This is a genomic window from Actinoplanes sp. L3-i22 (genome assembly GCF_019704555.1).
GTDB lineage: Bacteria > Actinomycetota > Actinomycetes > Mycobacteriales > Micromonosporaceae > Actinoplanes.
Genome location: NZ_AP024745.1, coordinates 1,775,757 through 1,792,271, shown reverse-complemented (window position 1 = coordinate 1,792,271; position 16,515 = coordinate 1,775,757). Strand labels below are relative to the sequence as shown.

The window sequence follows — 16,515 nt, the reverse complement described above, 5'->3', positions numbered from 1 at the left end:
CGCCGGACCGGTCAGCCGTCCACAGCGCAGGCCACCCCGACGGAACGATCCGGGTCGGCCGAAGCCGGGCGATCCGGAGCGGCCGGGGTCGGCGGGTGGCGCAGGGCGGCGAGGACGATCAGCAGGGCCGCGGCGGCGAAGGCGGCCGCGGTGAGGAAGGCGAGGCTGTACCCGTCACGCAGCGCGGCCACCTCCGGAACCCCCGCGGCGAGCCGCTCGGACGACCGCCCGGCCGCGACCGCGGCGAGGACGGCCAGGCCGAGGGCCGCGCCCGCCTGCTGGGCGGTGTTGTTCAACCCGGAGACCAGACCGGTGTCCGCATCGGACGCCCCGGCCATCGCCAGCATCATCACCGCCGGGACGGTCACCCCGATACCCAGGCCCATCACGATCAGCGCGGGCAGCACGTCGACCGGGTAGGACGGCTGCACCGGCACCCGGACCAGCAGCGCCAGGCCACCGCTGAGCAGCGCCAGGCCGGCCAGCAGTACCCGCCACGCGCCGAAGCGGGCGGTCAGCCGGGCCGCCGCGAAGAGCGACACCAGGCCGATCACGATCGGGGTGGGCAGGAAACCGAGCCCGGTACGGAACGTGTCGAAGCCCATCACCCGCTGCAGGAACAGCGTGTTCACGAACTGGAAGCCCATCCCGGCGGCCAGGATCAGGATCACCGCGGCGTTCGCGGCGAGCAGCCACCGGCGGCGCAGCAGGCGGAGCGGCACGAGCGGCACGGGGGCCCGGCCCTGCCGTACCACGAAAGCGATGACCAGCAGGACCGCGGCGGCGGCGAGCAACCAGGCCGGGGCCGCCGGAGCCGGCTCGCCGACCGCGACGATGGCGTAGACGCCCAGCGAGAGACCCGCGGTGATCAGCAACGCGCCGAGCAGATCGATGCGACCGCCGGCGGCCGGGACGGCCGTGGGCAACAGCCGGCGGCCGAGGAACCAGGCGGCCAGCCCGATCGGGACGTTGATCAGGAAGATCGCCGGCCAGCCGGCCAGGCCGGTGAGCACGCCGCCGACCACGAAGCCGATCGCGGCGCCGCCGGCCTGGGTGAAGCTGAAGATGCCCATGGCCCGGGCCTGCGGACCCGGCTCCGGATAGAGCCGGACGATCATGCCGAGCACCACCGCGGAAGCCAGCGCGCCGCCCGCGCCCTGCACGAACCGGCCGGCGACCAGCAGGCCGGCGTTCGGCGCGAGACCGCAGAGCAGGCTGGCGGTGGTGAAGACGAGCAGTCCGGCGAGGAAGACCCGGCGGGCGCCGAGCAGATCCCCGAGCCGGCCGGCGAGCAGGAGCAGCCCGGCGAACGCGACCAGGTAGCCGTTCACCACCCAGGCGACGCCGGCCGGGGTGAAGCCGAGATCCCGCTGGATGGCCGGGATCGCCACGGCCACGATGGTGCTGTCCAGCACGATCATCAGCGCGACGGTGCACAGCACGAACAGTGTTGCCCCACGAGAAGGACTCATGACCCGACCGTAACAGATAATCCGCTTCGGAACTATCTAGGTCGGGATGATCTGGTGCCCTACATTCCCCGGGCCCGGCGCACCGGACCGGAGACCTGGTCGGCCGCCATCGCCTCGAGCAGGGTCAGGAACGTCGCCCGCGCCTCGGCCGGGAACGCGGACAGGGCCTCGTCGTGCACCCGGTCCACGATCCGCTGCCCCTCCTCGGCGGCGAGGCGCCCCTTCTCGGTGACCGCGATGATCCGCGCCCGCCGGTCGGCGGCCGACGGACGGCGCTCGGCGAGACCCCGGCGCTCCAGGTCGTCGACGGTGCTGACCATGGTCGTCTTGTCCAGCCCGGCGAGCGCGGCCAGCTGGATCTGGGTCCGCTCCTCCTCCAGCGCGTGCACCAGCACGCACTGCGTCCGGGGCGTGAGATCGACCTCGGCGAGGGCCCCGGCCAGCCGGTTCGTCAGCGTGTGGCCGGCCTCGTTGAGCAGACGGCTGACATCGAGCACGGTTCGTTCCGGAGCGGCCATGTCACCAGGTTAGCTCCGGATAATCCGCTACCGGACGATCCGGCGAGGCAACGGCGGCCAAGCGGCCGCACGCGGCGTGCAAAGGGCGGCCGGCGAGTCCCCGTGTGCACCCGCCGGCCGCCGGCTATCAGGCGAAGGTCACCCAGGCCGGCGCGTACGGCGTCACGCGCAACGGCATCCGGGCCTCCGCGGGCGTCCGATCGCCCTTCCGGTTGTTGCAGCGACCACAGGCCGCCACGGTGTTCAGCCACTCGTTCCCGCCGCCGCGCGAGCGGGGCAGGACGTGGTCGATGGTGGTGGCCGGCTCGCCGCAGTAGCCACAGACGCGCTTGTCCCGGGCGAGCACCCCGGCCCGGGTCCAGCCCGGACCGCGCCCGTGCCGCCAGCGGGTCACCACGTAGCTGACCAGCCGCACCACGGTCGGCACCTGGTAGATGCCCATGGTCGCGTCCGGCTGCGCCTCGTGCACCACCGCCACCTGACGGAACAGCATCCGGATCGCGTGCCGGAGGCTGACCCGGTGCAGCGGCCCGCAGTCGGCGTTCAAAACCAGCACCGCGCTCATTCCGTTTCACCTCCGTCAACTCTATTTTCCCCAAGAATCAGCAGTTCAGAGGGCGTTACTGCTGAGAAAGAAAATAGGCGCGGCATCGAAGCCGGACAACTGATTAAAGGTCAACGCAGAGCTCGGTGGACGACCACCGACAATTGCACCAGCGCGGCGATCTGCAGGCCGGCCCAGAGCGCCGGCGGCGCCCAGGGCAGATCGACCGCGGCGAGCGCGGCCAGGCCCAGACCGGCGACCAGGGCGCGGGTGGGCCGCTCGCCGACGGTGACCACCCCGATCTCGGACATCCCGGCCGCGACCGCCCGGGCCCGGACGTACTCGTGCAGCCAGCTCGCCGCCCCGGCCAGGGTCACCAGCCAGCCCGGGGCGCCGGCCAGCCAGAACGCGCCGAGCCAGGCGGCCTCGCCGAGGCGGTCGGCGACCGAGTCGTACACGAAACCGATTCTGGTCACCCGGCCGGACACCACGGCGACCGCGCCGTCCAGGCCGTCCGCGAGCGCCGCCACCAGCACCAGCACGGCGGCCAGCAGCAGGCTGACCGGGACCGCGGCCGGCACGCCGAGGCAGATCAGCAGACCGCAGGTGGTCACCGTCATCGGCGACACCCGCTTACCGCTCAACCAAAATCCGATTTTGTACGCCGTGCGCACCCACCCCCGGACGACCCGCGACCCCTTCCGCGGGTCGAAGCCGCCGTGCAGCCCGGACCAGGCGACCGCGTACTCGTCCCAGGTCATCGGCGCGTTACGCGGCCGCGGCGACGTCCGCCGGGGCGAGTCGCTGCCAGACCTCGCGGGTGGCGGTCGACCGGTTCATGGTGATGAAGTGCACGCCCGGCACGCCCTCGTCGAGCAGCCGCGCGCACATCTCGGCGCACTTCTCGATGCCGAGCTCGCGCACCGCCGCGTCGTCCCCGGCGACCCGCTCGAACTCGCGCAGCAGCGCGGGCGGGAACGGCGCCCCGGAGAGCTGCGTGGACCGTTCGATGGTCGCCATCCGGGTCACCGGCATCACCCCGGCCACGATCGGGGTGTCGCAGCCGGCCGCCGCCACCCGGTCGCGCAGCCGCAGGTAGTCGTCGGCGTCGAAGAACATCTGGGTGATCGCGTAGTCCGCCCCGGCCCGGCACTTGCGGACGAAGTTGCGGGTGTCGCCGGCCACGTCGGCCGAGCGGGGATGTTTGTACGGAAAGGCCGCCACCCCGACGCTGAAGTCACCGGACTCCCGGATCAGCCGGACCAGGTCCGCCGCGTAGTCCACCCCCTCGGGGTGCCGCACCCACGCACCCATCGGGTCGCCCGGCGGGTCGCCGCGCAGCGCGAGCACGTTGCGGATCCCGGCGCCGGCCAGCCGGCCGATCACGTTGCGCAGGTCGGCGACCGAGTGGTCGACCGCGGTGAGGTGGGCCATCGCCAGCAGCGTGGTCTCGGTGGCGACCCGCTCGGTGACCGCGACGGTCGTCTCCCGGGTGGTGCCGCCGGCGCCGTAGGTGATCGAGACGAAGCTCGGCCGCAGCGACTCCAGCTCGCGGATCGCCTGCCAGAGCAGCCGCTCCCCGTCCGGCGTCTTCGGCGGGAAGAACTCGAACGAGAACGTCGGCGCCGACCCGCGGATCAGCTCGCCGATCGCCGGGGTGCCGGGCAGCTTGGACGGGAGACCGAGAGACACACCGGGAACTCTACCGGGCCGGTTTACCGGCGAAACTGCCCGAACAAGTAGCGTCGCGGTGTGACGAACTCCCCGCTCGAACTGGCCGGACTGCGGCCGCGTGTCGACAAGGCGCTGACCGTTTTCCTGGCCGGGCAGCGTGACCGGCTGCTGGACATCGACCCGGCGCTGGCCGAGGTGGCCGCCACGGTGACCGAGTTCGTGCTGGGCGGCGGCAAGCGACTGCGGCCGGCGTTCGCGTACTGGGGGTTCCGCGGGGCCGGCGGCACCGACTCGGACGAGGCGGTCGCGGCCGTCGCGGCGCTGGAGCTGGTGCAGGCCAGCGCGCTGATCCACGACGACCTGATGGACCGCTCGGACACCCGGCGCGGGGTGCCGTCGGTGCACCGCCGGTTCGAGAAGCTGCACGCCGGCGAGGGCTGGCGGGGCGGCTCGGCCGGCTTCGGCGACTGCGCCGCGGTGCTGCTCGGCGACCTGGCCCTGGTCTGGTCGGACGAGCTGCTGCACCGGTCCGGGATGCCGCCGGCCGACCTGGAACGGGCCCGCCCGGTCTTCGACACGATGCGCACCGAGGTGACCGTCGGGCAGTACCTGGACGTGCTGACCCAGGCGACCGGCGACACCTCGCTGGAGCGGGCCGGCAAGGTCGCCCGGTTCAAGGCGGCGAAGTACACCGTGGAGCGTCCGCTGCTGCTCGGCGCGGCGCTGGCCGGGGCCGGTCCGGACGTGCACGCGGCGTATTCGGCGTTCGGCCTGCCGCTCGGTGAGGCGTTCCAGTTCCGCGACGACGTGCTCGGGGTGTTCGGCGACCCGGCGCAGACCGGCAAGCCGGCCGGCGACGACCTGCGCGAGGGCAAGCGGACCTACCTGGTGGCGTCCGCGTTCGGGGCGCTGGACGAGGCCGGCCGGGCCGAGCTGGACGCCGCGCTGGGCGACCCGGGGCTGGACGACGCCGGGGTGCAGCGACTACGCACGGTGATCCGGGACAGCGGTGCCCTGGCCGCGACCGAGGCCCGGATCGACGAGCTGATGGCCGGCTCGCTGGCCGCCCTGGCCGCGGCGCCGATCGACGAGGAGGCGCGTGACGTGCTGCGCCGGCTCGCCGACGCGGCTACCCGCCGGACCGTCTGATCCGGTCCAGCAGGCTCCGGCCCTCGCCCGCGGACGGGTGACGCTGAACGCCTCGGCGACCCAGCGTCACCCACAGTGAGAGCGTGCTCAGCACCAGCGCGAACCCGAAGAGCAGGTCCTCGACCGGTGCATGGACCAGGCGCCAGCCGATGATCGCGGCCGGGTCGTACATCACGATGTCCCGGCCGGTCAGAATGCCGTTCGAGATCAACTGAAAGACAAAAATAATGGGGTACGCCGCCCAGAACGTCACCTGGGTCACCAGCCGGGTCCGCAGCCCGAAGAGGTCGAGCGCGACCGCGGCCACCACCCCGAGCGCGGCAGCCGTGGTGTAACTCACTCGTCCCCCACCGGGCGCCGCAGCACCGCCCGGACCGCCTCGAACCCGAGGATCGCGCACACCGGCACGACGAGGAAGAACAGCACCTCGTCGAGCGGCAGCCCGCCGCCCAGGAAGATCCCGGTCATCTGACCCGGGTCGAAGTGCCAGTGCCCGGCGGCGATCGCGGCCAGGTCCCACAGCACGAAGACGGCCGCCACCGGGAGCACGGCCAGCAGCAGCCGACGCCCCCGGCGGAGCACGTTGACCCGCAGGAACGGCTCCAGCCAGAGCGCGCCGGCCAGGCAGCCGGCGAGCACCGACACGTACGTCAAATGCCGCATCTAATGATTTTTCCGGTCAGAAACCGAGCGCCTGCGCACGGCGCTTGACCTCCCGGGCCAGATCCCCGCCGAGCGCGATCGCGGCATTGCCGCCGATGCTCGGATCCGGCGCGTACAGCCACCGGAGGGCCTCTTCGTCGTTGTACCCGGAGTCACGGAGCAAGTTCAGCACACCGGGCAGGTGCTTCAGGACGGTGGCGTTGACCACCAGCTCGGCCGGTACCAGACGCACGCCGTCACGGCGGACGGCGAGCAGGTCGCCGTCCTTGAGCATCTGGTGGACCTTGCTGATCGACACGCCGAGCTTCTCGGAAACGTCCGGCAAATTAATCCAACCGGCCGGTTCGGTGATGACGGGTTCACTCACGCGTACAGCGTGCCAGACCAGATCGGAGAACAGTTGATGAGCCTGTGGCTGAGGATGCGCGGCGAGTTGGCCGGGGCCTGGCGCTCGTTCCGTTACGACCTGCGCGGTCGCCCCGCCGACCGCCCGGACGGGCCGGACGTCACCTCCACCGGGCTGAGCACGTTCCCCGGCGCGCAGATGGAGTGGCGCACCGTCCCGCCGGAGACGGACGCCCGGCCACCTCGGCGATTTGTGGCGGTAACGGCGTTGTGCCTGCTCGCCCTGACCGGCGCGATCGGCTCGTATCTGCTGGTCACCCGGGGTCTCGCGGCGGCCGACGACCGGCCCGCCACGACCACGGCCGCCGCCCCGGCACCCCCCGGCGACCCGGCGACCGCCGACGACCCCACCACCGCCGGCCGACCGGCGCGCCCGGCCGACGACAAGATCCGCACGGGCACCGGGCCGGGGGCCGCACGTCCGCGTCCGACCACCACGGACGCGCCCGCGCCCGAACCGGCAAAGGTGGGCATCTCCGGCGGCGGGACGGGCCGGGCGACCCCGCACCGCCCACCCGCCACCACTCCGGAGTGTGACTGTGTCACTCCGCCGGTGCCGACCCCCACCGTGCCGGCCACCAGCGACAGCACCGGCCCTGAGCCGGGCGGATCCACCTCGGCCGGAGCGTCCGCCGGGCCCAGCGCATCGACGGATCCCAGCGCCGGCGCGAGCGGTGAGGACACCGTCGGTAAGCGCCCGCACGGCCGCCGGCACTGGCAGAAAACCGGATAAAACCGGAATGCGGTACCGGGCAGCTGTCAATCGGTGCAGGTCACAGTGGTCCAGGTACCCGTTTGGACTCAGCTGTGACATCCTGGGGCACCCTCACGGGAAAGACACATACACTTCACGCCGATGGACACCACAGTCGCCGATACGTTGATCGGCACAACGATTGACGGGCGCTACCGGATCACCGGTCGCGTCGCCCGTGGTGGCATGGCGACCGTGTACCGCGCCACCGACGAGCGACTCGGCCGCCCCGTGGCGTTGAAGATCATCCACCCGTCCCAGGCCACGAACGTGCACTTCGTCGACCGGTTCACCGACGAGGCGAAGACGATCGCCCGGCTCACCCACCCGAACGTCGTGGCCGTTTACGACCAGGGCCGCCACCAGGGTCTGCCGTATCTGGTGATGGAGTTCGTGCAGGGCCGCACCCTGCGCGACCTGCTGGCCCAGCGACGCCGGCTGAACCCGGTCGAGGCGCTCGCGATCATGGAGCAGATGCTCGCCGCGATCGCCGCCGCGCACCGCGCCGGCCTGGTCCACCGCGACGTCAAGCCGGAGAACGTGCTGGTCGCCGAGGCGCCCAGCGGCGGTGCCGCGGACCTGGTGGACGCGGTGGTCAAGGTCGCCGACTTCGGTCTGGCGCGGGCCATCGAGGCGAGCACCGTGGACGAGTCCGGCCAGCTGATGGCGACCGTGGCCTACGTGGCGCCGGAGCTGGTCCAGGCCGGCCAGGCGGACGCGCGCACCGACGTGTACTCGGCCGGCATCGTGCTCTACGAGATGCTCACCGGCCAGGTGCCGTACGACGGCGCCGACCCGGTCGAGGTGGCCTGGCAGCACGTCGACCACGACGTCCCGGCCCCGTCGAAGACCGTGCCCGGCCTGCCGCGCCCGCTCGACGAGCTGGTCGCCCGGGCCACCCGGCGCAACCCGTCCGAGCGGCCGACCGACGCCGGCCGGCTGTTGACCGAGGTCCAGGCGGTCCGCGACGGCCTGGGCGCGATCAACCTGCAGACCGCGATGATGCCGCAGGTCCCCGGCCGCCCGCCGGCCGCCGACGCGACGACGATCGTGCCGGTCGTGCCGACCGCCGACGCGACCGCCATGCTCCCGCCGTCCCCGGGTGGTTACCAGCAGCCGGGCGCCCAGCGTCCGCCGTCCTGGGCGCGGCTGCCCGCACAGAGCGGCGCGCCCCGCACCACGGCGTACGGGCGCGGCGCGGCCGACCCGCGCGGCCGCGAGGGCTTCTTCGCCGATCGGCGCCGGGTCACCCTGGCCTCGCTGATCGCGGTGATCGCCCTGGTCGTGCTCGGCAGCACCTGGTGGGTCACGCTGGGCCGCTACACCGACGCGCCGAACCTGGTGAACCTACCCAAGGCGGAGGCCGAGGCGGCCGCGCAGAAGGGCGGCTTCGGCATCGTCTACGCCGAGCCCGGGCAGTACAGCCCGCAGGTCCCGAAGGACTCGGTGGTCAGCCAGAACCCGGCGGCCGACGAGCGGGTGGTGAAGGGCGAGACGCTCACCCTGATCCTGTCGCTCGGCCCCGAGGTGCACCCGGTGCCCGACGTGGCCGGCCAGGAGGCGGCCGCCGCGAAGGCCGCGATCGAAGAGCTCAGCCTGAAGTACAAAGAGGGCAAGGGCGCCTACAGCGACACCGTGCCGGAGGGCGTGGTCATCTCCACCACCCCGAAGGTCGGGACCGAGATGAAGCCCGGCGACACGGTCACCGTGACGCTGAGCAAGGGCCGCGCCCCGATCACCGTGCCGAACCTGGTCGGGCTGAACATCAACGAGGCCCGGGGCAAGCTGCAGGCGCTCGGCCTGACCGCGCTGGAGCGGACCAAGGACAGCGACCAGCCGGCCGACCAGGTCCTCGCGCAGACGCCGAAGGCGGGCACCGGCGTGGAGAAGAACGCCGAGATCACCCTCGACGTGAGCAAGGGCCCGCCGCAGGTCACCATGCCCGACCTGAACAACCAGCCGTGCGGCCAGGCGGAGAACACGCTGAAGGGGCTGGGCCTGCAGGTGCAGGTCAACAACCTGAACCCGCTGAACCCGAACTCCGCGGTCCACGGGCAGAACCCCGGCCCCAACACGCCGGTCAACCCCGGCAGCGGAGTGCAGATCACGTGCTACTAGACCGCCGGATCGGGTCGCACACGAAGACGTCGGGCGGGTTGGCCAAGGCCGCCCTCCCGTACGCCGACGCGGCCGGCTCGGAGACCCTGCAGGTGTACGTCTCCAACTCCCGTGGCTGGGCGCTGCCGCCCGGCGACCCGAAGCAGGACGTGCTGTTCCGGGACGGGATCGGCGAACGGGCGCTGCCCGCGTACATCCACGCCTCGCTGCTGGTGAACCTCGGTTCGCCGACCGAGCTGACCGTGGAGCGCTCGATCGCCACGCTGGAGCACGCGCTGCGGCGCGGTAAGGCGATCGGCGCGACGGCCGTGGTCTACCACGCCGGCAGCTCGGTCGACGAGGCGCACGCCGAGAAGGCCATGCACCAGCTGCACGAGCAGCTGCTGCCGCTGCTCGAGACGGCCGCGGCGGAGGGCCTGCCGAAGCTGCTGGTCGAGCCGAGCGCCGGCGGCGGCCGCAGCCTGGCCTCGAAGGTGCAGGATCTGGCGGCGTACCTGGCGGCCGTCGACGGGCACCCCTGGCTGGGCGTCTGCTTCGACACCTGCCACGCCTGGGCGGCCGGGCACGACCTGGCCACCCCGGGCGGGATGACCGCGACGCTGGACGCGCTGGTCACCGCGGCCGGCCCGGGCCGGCTGCAGCTGATCCACGCGAACGACTCGAAGGACGCCTGCGGCTCGACCCGCGACCGGCACGAGACGATCGGCAAGGGCACGATCGGCACGGCCCCGTTCGCCGAGCTGTTCAGCCACCCGGCGACCACCGGCGTGCCGATCATCGTGGAGACCCCGTCGGTCGAGCACGAGGGTCACGCGGCCGACATCGCCCTGCTCAAGGGCCTGCGGGACACATAGGTCTTGTCCGTTTGGTGAGTTTGTTGGGGCCGTCCGGCGGTTTGCCGGACCGGCCCCTTTCGCGTTTCCTCGGGGGCGGCACCAAGCAAGATCAGCCGAGGGGAGGCCGGACCGGTGGACGACGCGCGCGGACCGGGGATCGACACCCCGGGCGGCTACACCCGGATGCGACGGATCGGCTCCGGCGCCGAGGCCGACGTCTACCAGGCCTGGGAGGAGCACTCCCAGGAGTGGGTGGTGCTCCAGCTGTTGCACGGCTACGTGGCCGGCCGCACCCAGGAACAGGACTTCGCCGACCGATACGGATCAGCGGTCCGGCTCGGCGGCCACCCCGGCATCGTCCCGGTCCGGGCCGGCGGGGTGACCGCGACCGGCCGCGCCTGGCTGGTCACCGACCTGGTCGAGGGCGACACGCTGGCCGCGGCCCTGCGGTCCGGGCCGATCGCGGTGGACCGGGCACTCGCCCTGACCGCGGTCCTCGCCGACGCGCTGGCCTGGGCACACGCCATGCACCCGCCGGTGACGCACGGCCGGCTGGACGCCGAGCACGTGCTGCTGGCCGCCGACGGACGGCCGCTGCTGACCGGCTTCGCCTTCCTGGCCGGCCGGCGTCCGCCGCGCGACGACGTCGCCGCGCTGGCCGGGCTGCTGGGCCACGCACTGACCGGACGTCCGGGAGTGATCACGCCGGCCGAGCTCTCCCCCGACCTGGCCGGGGTGCCCGGGCTGCTCCGGCTGCTCGGCGACGGCCTGACGACGAGCTCGGCGGCCGAGTTCGCCTACCGTCTCCGGGACGTCGCCGCCCGCCTGCTCTCCCCCGCACTCGCCGTCCCGTCCGGCCCGTTCCCGGTGCTGCAGGCGCCGTCCGGCACGTACCCGGTGCTGTCCGACGCGACGTACACCCGCCTCACCGCTCCGGCCGCGCTGCGCCCGACATCTTTGCCGGGACCTTCATCGCCGTACGGCGGAAAAAAGCGCCGCCGCCTCGCCGGAATCGCCGCCCTGGCCCTGATCCTGGTCGTCGGAGCCGCCGTAGGCGTGCTCCGGATCCGCGCCGACGGCACCGACGCGCCGCCCCCGGCCGCGACCCCGGCCGCCACCGTTCCGGTCGCCGCCGGAACCGGTGGCGCGGCGGCGGCCCCGGCCTGCCCGCCCGCCACCACCGACCTGGTCGCCGGCGGCGATCACGCCCCGGCCGCGTGGTGGCCGCTGGACGAGGGCGCCGGCCCGGTCGCCTGCGACGCGTCCGGCAACGGCAACACCGCGACGCTGAGCTCGGCCGCCGGCTGGCGCGCCACCGGCCCGAAGGCACTGAGCCTGACCGCCGCGACCGCCGACAGCTACGCCGCGACCGACGCGCCGGCGGTCCGCACCGACCGCAGCTTCACCGTGACGGCCTGGGTGTACCTGACCGACAAGAGCGCGCCGCACGGCGTGCTGTCCCAGCCCGGCGACGTGAGCAGCGGGTTCATCCTCAAGTACGAGAAGCTGACCGACTCGTGGCGGCTGATCATGCCGGAGTCGGACGTCGCGAAGCCGGTGGTGGACGGCCCGTCGTCGACCAGCACGCCGAAGCTGCGGACCTGGACGCACCTGGCCGCCCGGTACGACGCGAGCCAGGACGAGATCACCCTCTTCGTCAACGGGAAGTCCGAGGACACCGCCGAGCACACCGATCCGTGGAACGCGACCGGGCCGGCCCAGATCGCCCGGTCCTGGTACAACGGGGCGTGGACCGACCGGTTCGCCGGGTCGATCGCGGACGTCCGCGCCTACCAGGCGGCGCTGCCGGCCGCCGAGATCAGCGCGATCAGCAAAATCAGGCCTTGAGTAGCGCGGTCAGGCGACTGGCCGGCTCCGCCGGGTCGGTGCCCGGGGCGCGCAGCAGCTCGACCCGGTGCACCAGGCGCGGGGTGCCGATCGGCACCGCGACCAGGTCGGAGCGGCCGGCGAGCAGCCGCTCGGGCAGCACCGCCAGGCCGTGGCCGGCCGCGATCAGCCCGGTCAGCACGGTCACCTCGGCGCCGTCGTAGTGCAGCCCGGCCCGCAGGCCGTCGACCGGCAGCCGGCGGAACGGGGCGACCGCGGGGGCGTCGATCCAGTACGCGTCGGCCAGGTCGGCCAGGTCCACCGAGGTGCGCCGGGACAGCGGATGCCCGGCCGGCACGGCGACGACGGCCGGGCACTCGGTCACCCCGAGCGCGCCCGGGTCGCCCGGCTCGGGCAGGCGCAGCGGGTCACTGGGCGCGGTGAAGCCGTCGACCAGGCCCAGGTCCATCGCGCCGGTGGCGGTCGCCGCCACCACCCGGTCCAGGTCCGCGACGAGCAGGCGGGTGGCGAGCCGGGCGGACTCGGCACGGATCCGGGTCAGGGCCGCGGCGACCGGGGCGGACCAGGCCAGCGGGGTCAGGCCCAGGGTCAGCCGGCCCGGCGGGGCGGACGTGCGGGTGACGTCGGCGCGGGCGGCCTCGAGACGGACCAGCAGGATCGTGGCGTGGCGCCGGAGCCGCTCGCCCGCCGCCGTCACCGCGACCGGCCGCCGGGTCAGCAACGGCGTGCCCAGGTCCGCCTCCAGCGCGGCGATCTGCTGGGAGACCGCGGACTGGGTGAAGTTCAGCCGCTCGGCGGCGGCGGAGAACGAACCGGTCTCGGCGACCGCGACGAAGGTGCGCAGCAGATGCGGATCCACATCAGCGACCCTAATGCACGATGCAGGAACGATCGTTGGACCTGATCTCGATCGCGGCCGACGATGGGAGCATGATTTCGATCGCCCTGGTCGGTGACCGCTCCCCGACCGTTCGCGCGCACAGCCGCATTCCCGTGATCGTCGACGCCCTGCGCGAGAGCGAGGGGCTCGACCTGGACGTCTACTGGGTGCCGACGCCGGACGCGGAGGACCCCGAGGTGCTGCGCGGGTTCGCCGGGATCTGGCTGGTGCCGGGGAGTCCGTACCGCAGCGAGGCCGGCGCCGTCACCGCGGCGCGGACCGCCCGCACCGGGCGGATCCCGTTCCTCGGCACCTGCGGCGGGTTCCAGCACGCGATGCTGGACTTCGCCCGGGACGTCTGCGGGCTCACCTCGGCGAAGCACGCGGAGAACGGCGCGCCGCCGGCCGGGGACGACCTGATCGTGGCACTGTCCTGCTCGCTGGCCGGCCACGAGGCGGCCGTGGACCTGGTCTCCGGCTCCCTGGTGGAGCGGCTGCTCGGCTCGTCCCGGACGGTCGAGCGGTACCACTGCTCGTACGGGCTGTCCCCCGCGTACCTGGACCTGCTGGCGGCGCACGGGATGCGCTTCACCGGCCACGACCAGACCGGCGAGGTACGGGTGGCCGAGCTCCCCGCCCACCCGTTCTACCTGGCCACCCTCTTCCAACCGGAACTGGCCGGCGACGGCGGTCTCGCCCACCCGCTGATCCGCGGCTTCGCGCAAGCGGCGTCCGCTCTGACGGCGACCCAGCACGCATAGCAGGCCGATGGCGAGGGTGCCCTCGCCATCGGCCTGCAGGGGCGCTATGCCGCCGAGCGGAGCGCGGCCATCGGACTCAGCTCAGTTGTCGGTGTAGCTGAAGATCGCCGCCGCGGTGAAGTGGCTGGCCTTGCCGGAGCCGGAGGCGAAGGTCACCGCGACCGGGCCGCCCGCGGTCGCCGCCGGGACCGTGCACAGGAAGGCCAGGGTCGCCCCGGAGCCCTGCTTGGCACACTGCGCGTCGTTGTCGCCGAACCGGAAGCCGGTCGACTCGGCGGCGTTCGCGCCGGCCACCCGGACGACGATCCTGGTGCCACCGGCGATCGTGTCGGACTTCGCCGAGAGGCTGGTCACCACCGGGGCGATGTTCACCTCGGCGGGCTCGCCGGCGATGTTGTCGTGGGTGACGGTGAGGTGTGACGTGTCGGCCGCGACCGGCGGCATGATGACCTTCAGGTGGGTCTCGTCGACCCAGGTGACCGGCAGGCTCTTCCGGTCCGCGGCCACCGTGATCCGCTCGGCGGAGAACTCCTTGGCGCTCGCGCCGACCGTGCCGCCGCTGATCGTGACGAGCATCGAGCCCCCGCTGGCCTTCGCGGTCGGCCCGGCGGCGGTGTCGATGCTGAGCGCGGCCCGGTAGTTGACCCGGCTGGCCGAGTTCACCTCGCTGGTCCCGCCGTCGGTCTTGACCCGCACGTTGGCCAGGCCGTTCGTCCCGGCCGGGGCGACCGCGGTGAGCTTGGTGGCGGAGATGACGGTGACCGCGGTCGCGGCCGCGTCGCCGAAGGTGACCGCGTCCGGCGCGTCCGGGTCCACGGCGAGGAAGCCGGTGCCGCTGATCGTGACCGTGGTGCCGCCCAGCGAGCTGAGCTTGGCCGGGTTCACCGCCACCAGGCCCGGGTAGTACGCCACGCTCGCCGCGGACTCCGGCCCGGCCGTGCCTTTGCGGCTCAGCTGGATCGGGGCCGCGGTGGCCTTGGTGGTGGCCGGCGTGGTGATCTTGAGGTGGGTCTCGTCCACCCAGGCGACCGGGGCGGACAGGCCGCCGACCCGGGCGGTGATCCGCAGCGCGCTGAACTGCGCCGCGGTCGCACCGACGGTGCCGCCGCTGACGGTCACCGGGATGACCGTGCCGCCGGCCGCGCGGGCCGGCGTCCGGTCGGGGAAGTCGACGCTCAGTTCGACCGGGTCGGCGGTGCCCGCGGCGCGGACCGACGCGAACGCGCCGGCCTGGCTCGCGGCGCCGGTCACCAGGACCGCGGCCGCGGCCGCGACGCCCGCCGCCGCGCGGGACTTCTTCGAGTACGTCATGCTGCCCGCCCGATCAGTCGATGTCGGTGTAGCTGAAGGCGGCCGGAGCCGTGAACTTACTGGTGGTGCCGGTGCCCGCGGTGAAGGTGACCCAGACCGGGCCGGCCTCGTCGGCGGCCGGGACGGTGCAGGTGAACACCAGTCCGGAGCCGGCGCCGCTGGCCGGGCAGACCGCCGGGTTGTCGCCGAACATGAAGTTCGCCGACTTCGCGACCCCGGCACCGGCCACCTTGACCTTGACCATGGCGCCGCCGGCGATCGTGTCGTCGACCTTGGACAGGCTGGTCACCACCGGCGCGACCGGCATCGTGGTGGCCGGGCCGGACACCACGTCCTGCCACAGGGTCAGGTCGGCGGTCTCGGCGTTCATGGCCGGCGTCGTGACCTTCAGGTGGGTCGGGTCGACGTAGGCGACGGGCAGCTTGGTGTTGCCGATCCGGGCGGTGATCGTCGCGGCGGTGAACTCGGCGAGGTTGGCGCCGAGCGTGCCGCCGGTGACCGTCAGCAGGTGCACGCCGCCGTTGGCCCGCAGGTACTGCCCACTGTCGAAGGTGAGCGGGTTGCGGTACGCGACCTTGACCCCGTCCGGGCTGACGCCGCCCGTGGTGGTCACCTTCACGACGGCGTTGCCGACGTCACCGGACGGCACCACGGCGTCGATCTGAACGGCGGAGACCACCTGGAAGTACGACGCGTTGACGCCCCCGAAGGTCACCGCGCCGGTGTCGTTCGGGTCCACCCCGCCGAACCCGGTCCCGGTGATCTTGACGGTGTCGCCGCCGGCCACGCCGACCGAGCCGGGCGTCACCGAGCTGATCACCGGGTAGTAGTTGACCACCGACGTGGACTCCGGGCCGGAGTAGCCGTCCTGGACCAGCTGGATCTTCGTGGGCGCCGCCTTGGTGACCGCCGGCAGCACGATCTTCACGTGGCTCTCGTCCACCCAGGAGACCTTGGTGACCGGGATACCGCCCACCTTCGCGGTGATCCGCAGCGCCGCGAACTGGGACGACGTGGCGCCGACGGTCCCGTCGGCGACCGCGGCGACCACCTCGTTGCCGCCGGTGGCCTTCGCCGGCGCGCTGTCGAAGTCGACGCCCAGCTTCAGCCGGTAGCCGAAGATCGACGCGGTGTTCTTGCTGGTCCCGGCGGGGGTGGTGACCTTGATCAGGGCGTTGCCGATGCTCCCGGGCGGGGCGACGGCGATCAGCTTGGTGTCCGAGACCGGCCAGACGTCGGTGGACGGCTGGTCACCGAACATCACGGTGGGGACGTCGTCGGAGGTGAGACCCTTGAAGCCGGAGCCCCAGATGGTCACCGAGGTGCCGCCGGCGGCGACGCCCATCAGCGGCGTGATGCTGGAGATTACCGGGCCCACGTCAGCAACCCGGACCAGGCCCGGCGCGGAGAACGCGGCGGACGGTTCAGCGATGGCGACCGCGACGGTGCCGGCAACGGCGACCACGGCGGCGGTGATTGCGGTGGCCCGGCGGGCCCGAGGTGTCTTCGTCATAACGAAACCACGTATCGGGCCCACCCGGCCGGACCTGCGAATATCCGGCGCCGATCTGGGTTGCCAGTC

At 73.1% G+C, this 16,515-nt stretch carries 17 protein-coding genes; 6 read left to right on the top strand and 11 right to left on the bottom strand.

Going from position 1 to position 16,515, the window contains the following annotated elements; translation table 11 throughout:
* Nucleotides 1–11 precede the first annotated feature (11 nt).
* The 5 genes from L3i22_RS08290 to metF form a co-directional block, all read right to left on the bottom strand.
* A complete protein-coding gene (locus tag L3i22_RS08290) occupies nucleotides 12–1,472 on the bottom strand; it encodes an MFS transporter (RefSeq protein ID WP_221326394.1) in 1,461 nt (486 codons plus the stop codon).
* Between the two features lie 59 nt (nucleotides 1,473–1,531).
* Nucleotides 1,532–1,990, bottom strand: a complete 459-nt coding sequence (locus L3i22_RS08285) for a MarR family winged helix-turn-helix transcriptional regulator (RefSeq protein WP_221326393.1) — start codon at nucleotides 1,988–1,990, stop codon at nucleotides 1,532–1,534.
* Nucleotides 1,991–2,117: 127 nt separating this feature from the next.
* Complete coding sequence (locus tag L3i22_RS08280; RefSeq protein ID WP_221326392.1) at nucleotides 2,118–2,555, bottom strand: HNH endonuclease; 438 nt, start codon at nucleotides 2,553–2,555, stop codon at nucleotides 2,118–2,120.
* 110 nt (nucleotides 2,556–2,665) lie between these two features.
* Nucleotides 2,666–3,295, bottom strand: coding sequence for a CDP-alcohol phosphatidyltransferase family protein (locus L3i22_RS08275; RefSeq protein WP_221326391.1), 630 nt, complete (start codon nucleotides 3,293–3,295; stop codon nucleotides 2,666–2,668).
* 7 nt (nucleotides 3,296–3,302) lie between these two features.
* Nucleotides 3,303–4,226 (bottom strand): methylenetetrahydrofolate reductase [NAD(P)H], encoded by a 924-nt coding sequence (gene metF / locus L3i22_RS08270; RefSeq protein ID WP_221326390.1) that lies wholly within the window; start codon nucleotides 4,224–4,226, stop codon nucleotides 3,303–3,305.
* 60 nt (nucleotides 4,227–4,286) lie between these two features.
* Here metF and L3i22_RS08265 point away from each other — a divergent pair, with 60 nt between their 5' ends.
* Entirely contained in the window at nucleotides 4,287–5,357 is a 1,071-nt protein-coding gene (locus L3i22_RS08265; RefSeq protein ID WP_221326389.1) for a polyprenyl synthetase family protein, read from the top strand.
* On the opposite strand, the gene L3i22_RS08260 is transcribed toward L3i22_RS08265, so the two are convergent.
* From L3i22_RS08260 to L3i22_RS08250, 3 genes are read right to left on the bottom strand one after another with little or no spacing between them, the layout of a single operon-like run.
* Nucleotides 5,338–5,697, bottom strand: a complete 360-nt coding sequence (locus tag L3i22_RS08260; RefSeq protein WP_221326388.1) for a lycopene cyclase domain-containing protein — start codon at nucleotides 5,695–5,697, stop codon at nucleotides 5,338–5,340. The two genes, L3i22_RS08265 and L3i22_RS08260, sit on opposite strands and share 20 nt — an antisense overlap.
* Nucleotides 5,694–6,020 (bottom strand): lycopene cyclase domain-containing protein, encoded by a 327-nt coding sequence (locus tag L3i22_RS08255; protein ID WP_221326387.1) that lies wholly within the window; start codon nucleotides 6,018–6,020, stop codon nucleotides 5,694–5,696. The genes L3i22_RS08260 and L3i22_RS08255 overlap by 4 nt, the downstream gene beginning before the upstream one ends.
* Before the next feature lie 16 nt (nucleotides 6,021–6,036).
* Entirely contained in the window at nucleotides 6,037–6,387 is a 351-nt protein-coding gene (locus L3i22_RS08250) for an Rv2175c family DNA-binding protein (protein WP_221326386.1), read from the bottom strand.
* A gap of 36 nt (nucleotides 6,388–6,423) precedes the next feature.
* Here L3i22_RS08250 and L3i22_RS08245 point away from each other — a divergent pair, with 36 nt between their 5' ends.
* The 4 genes from L3i22_RS08245 (at nucleotide 6,424) to L3i22_RS08230 (ending at nucleotide 11,981) form a co-directional block, all read left to right on the top strand.
* Entirely contained in the window at nucleotides 6,424–7,158 is a 735-nt protein-coding gene (locus L3i22_RS08245; protein ID WP_221326385.1) for a hypothetical protein, read from the top strand.
* Nucleotides 7,159–7,281: 123 nt separating this feature from the next.
* Nucleotides 7,282–9,297: a Stk1 family PASTA domain-containing Ser/Thr kinase gene (gene pknB / locus L3i22_RS08240; RefSeq protein WP_221326384.1), complete on the top strand. Its 2,016-nt coding sequence runs from the start codon at nucleotides 7,282–7,284 to the stop codon at nucleotides 9,295–9,297.
* On the top strand, nucleotides 9,288–10,151 hold the full coding sequence (locus L3i22_RS08235; protein ID WP_221326383.1) for a deoxyribonuclease IV: 864 nt from the start codon (nucleotides 9,288–9,290) through the stop codon (nucleotides 10,149–10,151). Before pknB ends, L3i22_RS08235 begins: the two co-directional genes overlap by 10 nt.
* Before the next feature lie 114 nt (nucleotides 10,152–10,265).
* The gene (locus tag L3i22_RS08230; protein ID WP_221326382.1) at nucleotides 10,266–11,981 is read left to right on the top strand and encodes a LamG-like jellyroll fold domain-containing protein; all 1,716 of its coding nucleotides are present in this window, start codon (nucleotides 10,266–10,268) and stop codon (nucleotides 11,979–11,981) included.
* Here L3i22_RS08230 and L3i22_RS08225 read toward each other — a convergent pair.
* A complete protein-coding gene (locus L3i22_RS08225) occupies nucleotides 11,971–12,840 on the bottom strand; it encodes a LysR family transcriptional regulator (RefSeq protein ID WP_221326381.1) in 870 nt (289 codons plus the stop codon). The two genes, L3i22_RS08230 and L3i22_RS08225, sit on opposite strands and share 11 nt — an antisense overlap.
* A gap of 71 nt (nucleotides 12,841–12,911) precedes the next feature.
* Here L3i22_RS08225 and L3i22_RS08220 point away from each other — a divergent pair, with 71 nt between their 5' ends.
* Nucleotides 12,912–13,622: a hypothetical protein gene (locus tag L3i22_RS08220; protein ID WP_221326380.1), complete on the top strand. Its 711-nt coding sequence runs from the start codon at nucleotides 12,912–12,914 to the stop codon at nucleotides 13,620–13,622.
* An 81-nt stretch (nucleotides 13,623–13,703) separates the two neighbouring features.
* Here the strand turns inward: L3i22_RS08220 and L3i22_RS08215 are convergent, their stop codons facing one another.
* Nucleotides 13,704–14,933, bottom strand: coding sequence for an IPT/TIG domain-containing protein (locus L3i22_RS08215; protein WP_221326379.1), 1,230 nt, complete (start codon nucleotides 14,931–14,933; stop codon nucleotides 13,704–13,706).
* 13 nt (nucleotides 14,934–14,946) lie between these two features.
* Nucleotides 14,947–16,446 (bottom strand): IPT/TIG domain-containing protein, encoded by a 1,500-nt coding sequence (locus L3i22_RS08210; RefSeq protein WP_221326378.1) that lies wholly within the window; start codon nucleotides 16,444–16,446, stop codon nucleotides 14,947–14,949.
* Between the last annotated feature and the right edge of the window lie 69 nt (nucleotides 16,447–16,515).

Bases quoted from the DNA above. Each gene is read 5' to 3' on its own strand.
- L3i22_RS08290 (WP_221326394.1), bottom strand. From the start codon at position 1,472: ATGAGTCCTTCTCGTGGGGCAACACTGTTCGTGCTGTGCACCGTCGCG.
- L3i22_RS08285 (WP_221326393.1), bottom strand. From the start codon at position 1,990: ATGGCCGCTCCGGAACGAACCGTGCTCGATGTCAGCCGTCTGCTCAAC.
- L3i22_RS08280 (WP_221326392.1), bottom strand. From the start codon at position 2,555: ATGAGCGCGGTGCTGGTTTTGAACGCCGACTGCGGGCCGCTGCACCGG.
- L3i22_RS08275 (WP_221326391.1), bottom strand. From the start codon at position 3,295: ATGACCTGGGACGAGTACGCGGTCGCCTGGTCCGGGCTGCACGGCGGC.
- L3i22_RS08255 (WP_221326387.1), bottom strand. From the start codon at position 6,020: ATGCGGCATTTGACGTACGTGTCGGTGCTCGCCGGCTGCCTGGCCGGC.
- L3i22_RS08245 (WP_221326385.1), top strand. From the start codon at position 6,424: ATGAGCCTGTGGCTGAGGATGCGCGGCGAGTTGGCCGGGGCCTGGCGC.
- pknB (WP_221326384.1), top strand. From the start codon at position 7,282: ATGGACACCACAGTCGCCGATACGTTGATCGGCACAACGATTGACGGG.
- L3i22_RS08220 (WP_221326380.1), top strand. From the start codon at position 12,912: ATGATTTCGATCGCCCTGGTCGGTGACCGCTCCCCGACCGTTCGCGCG.
- L3i22_RS08215 (WP_221326379.1), bottom strand. From the start codon at position 14,933: ATGACGTACTCGAAGAAGTCCCGCGCGGCGGCGGGCGTCGCGGCCGCG.
- L3i22_RS08210 (WP_221326378.1), bottom strand. From the start codon at position 16,446: ATGACGAAGACACCTCGGGCCCGCCGGGCCACCGCAATCACCGCCGCC.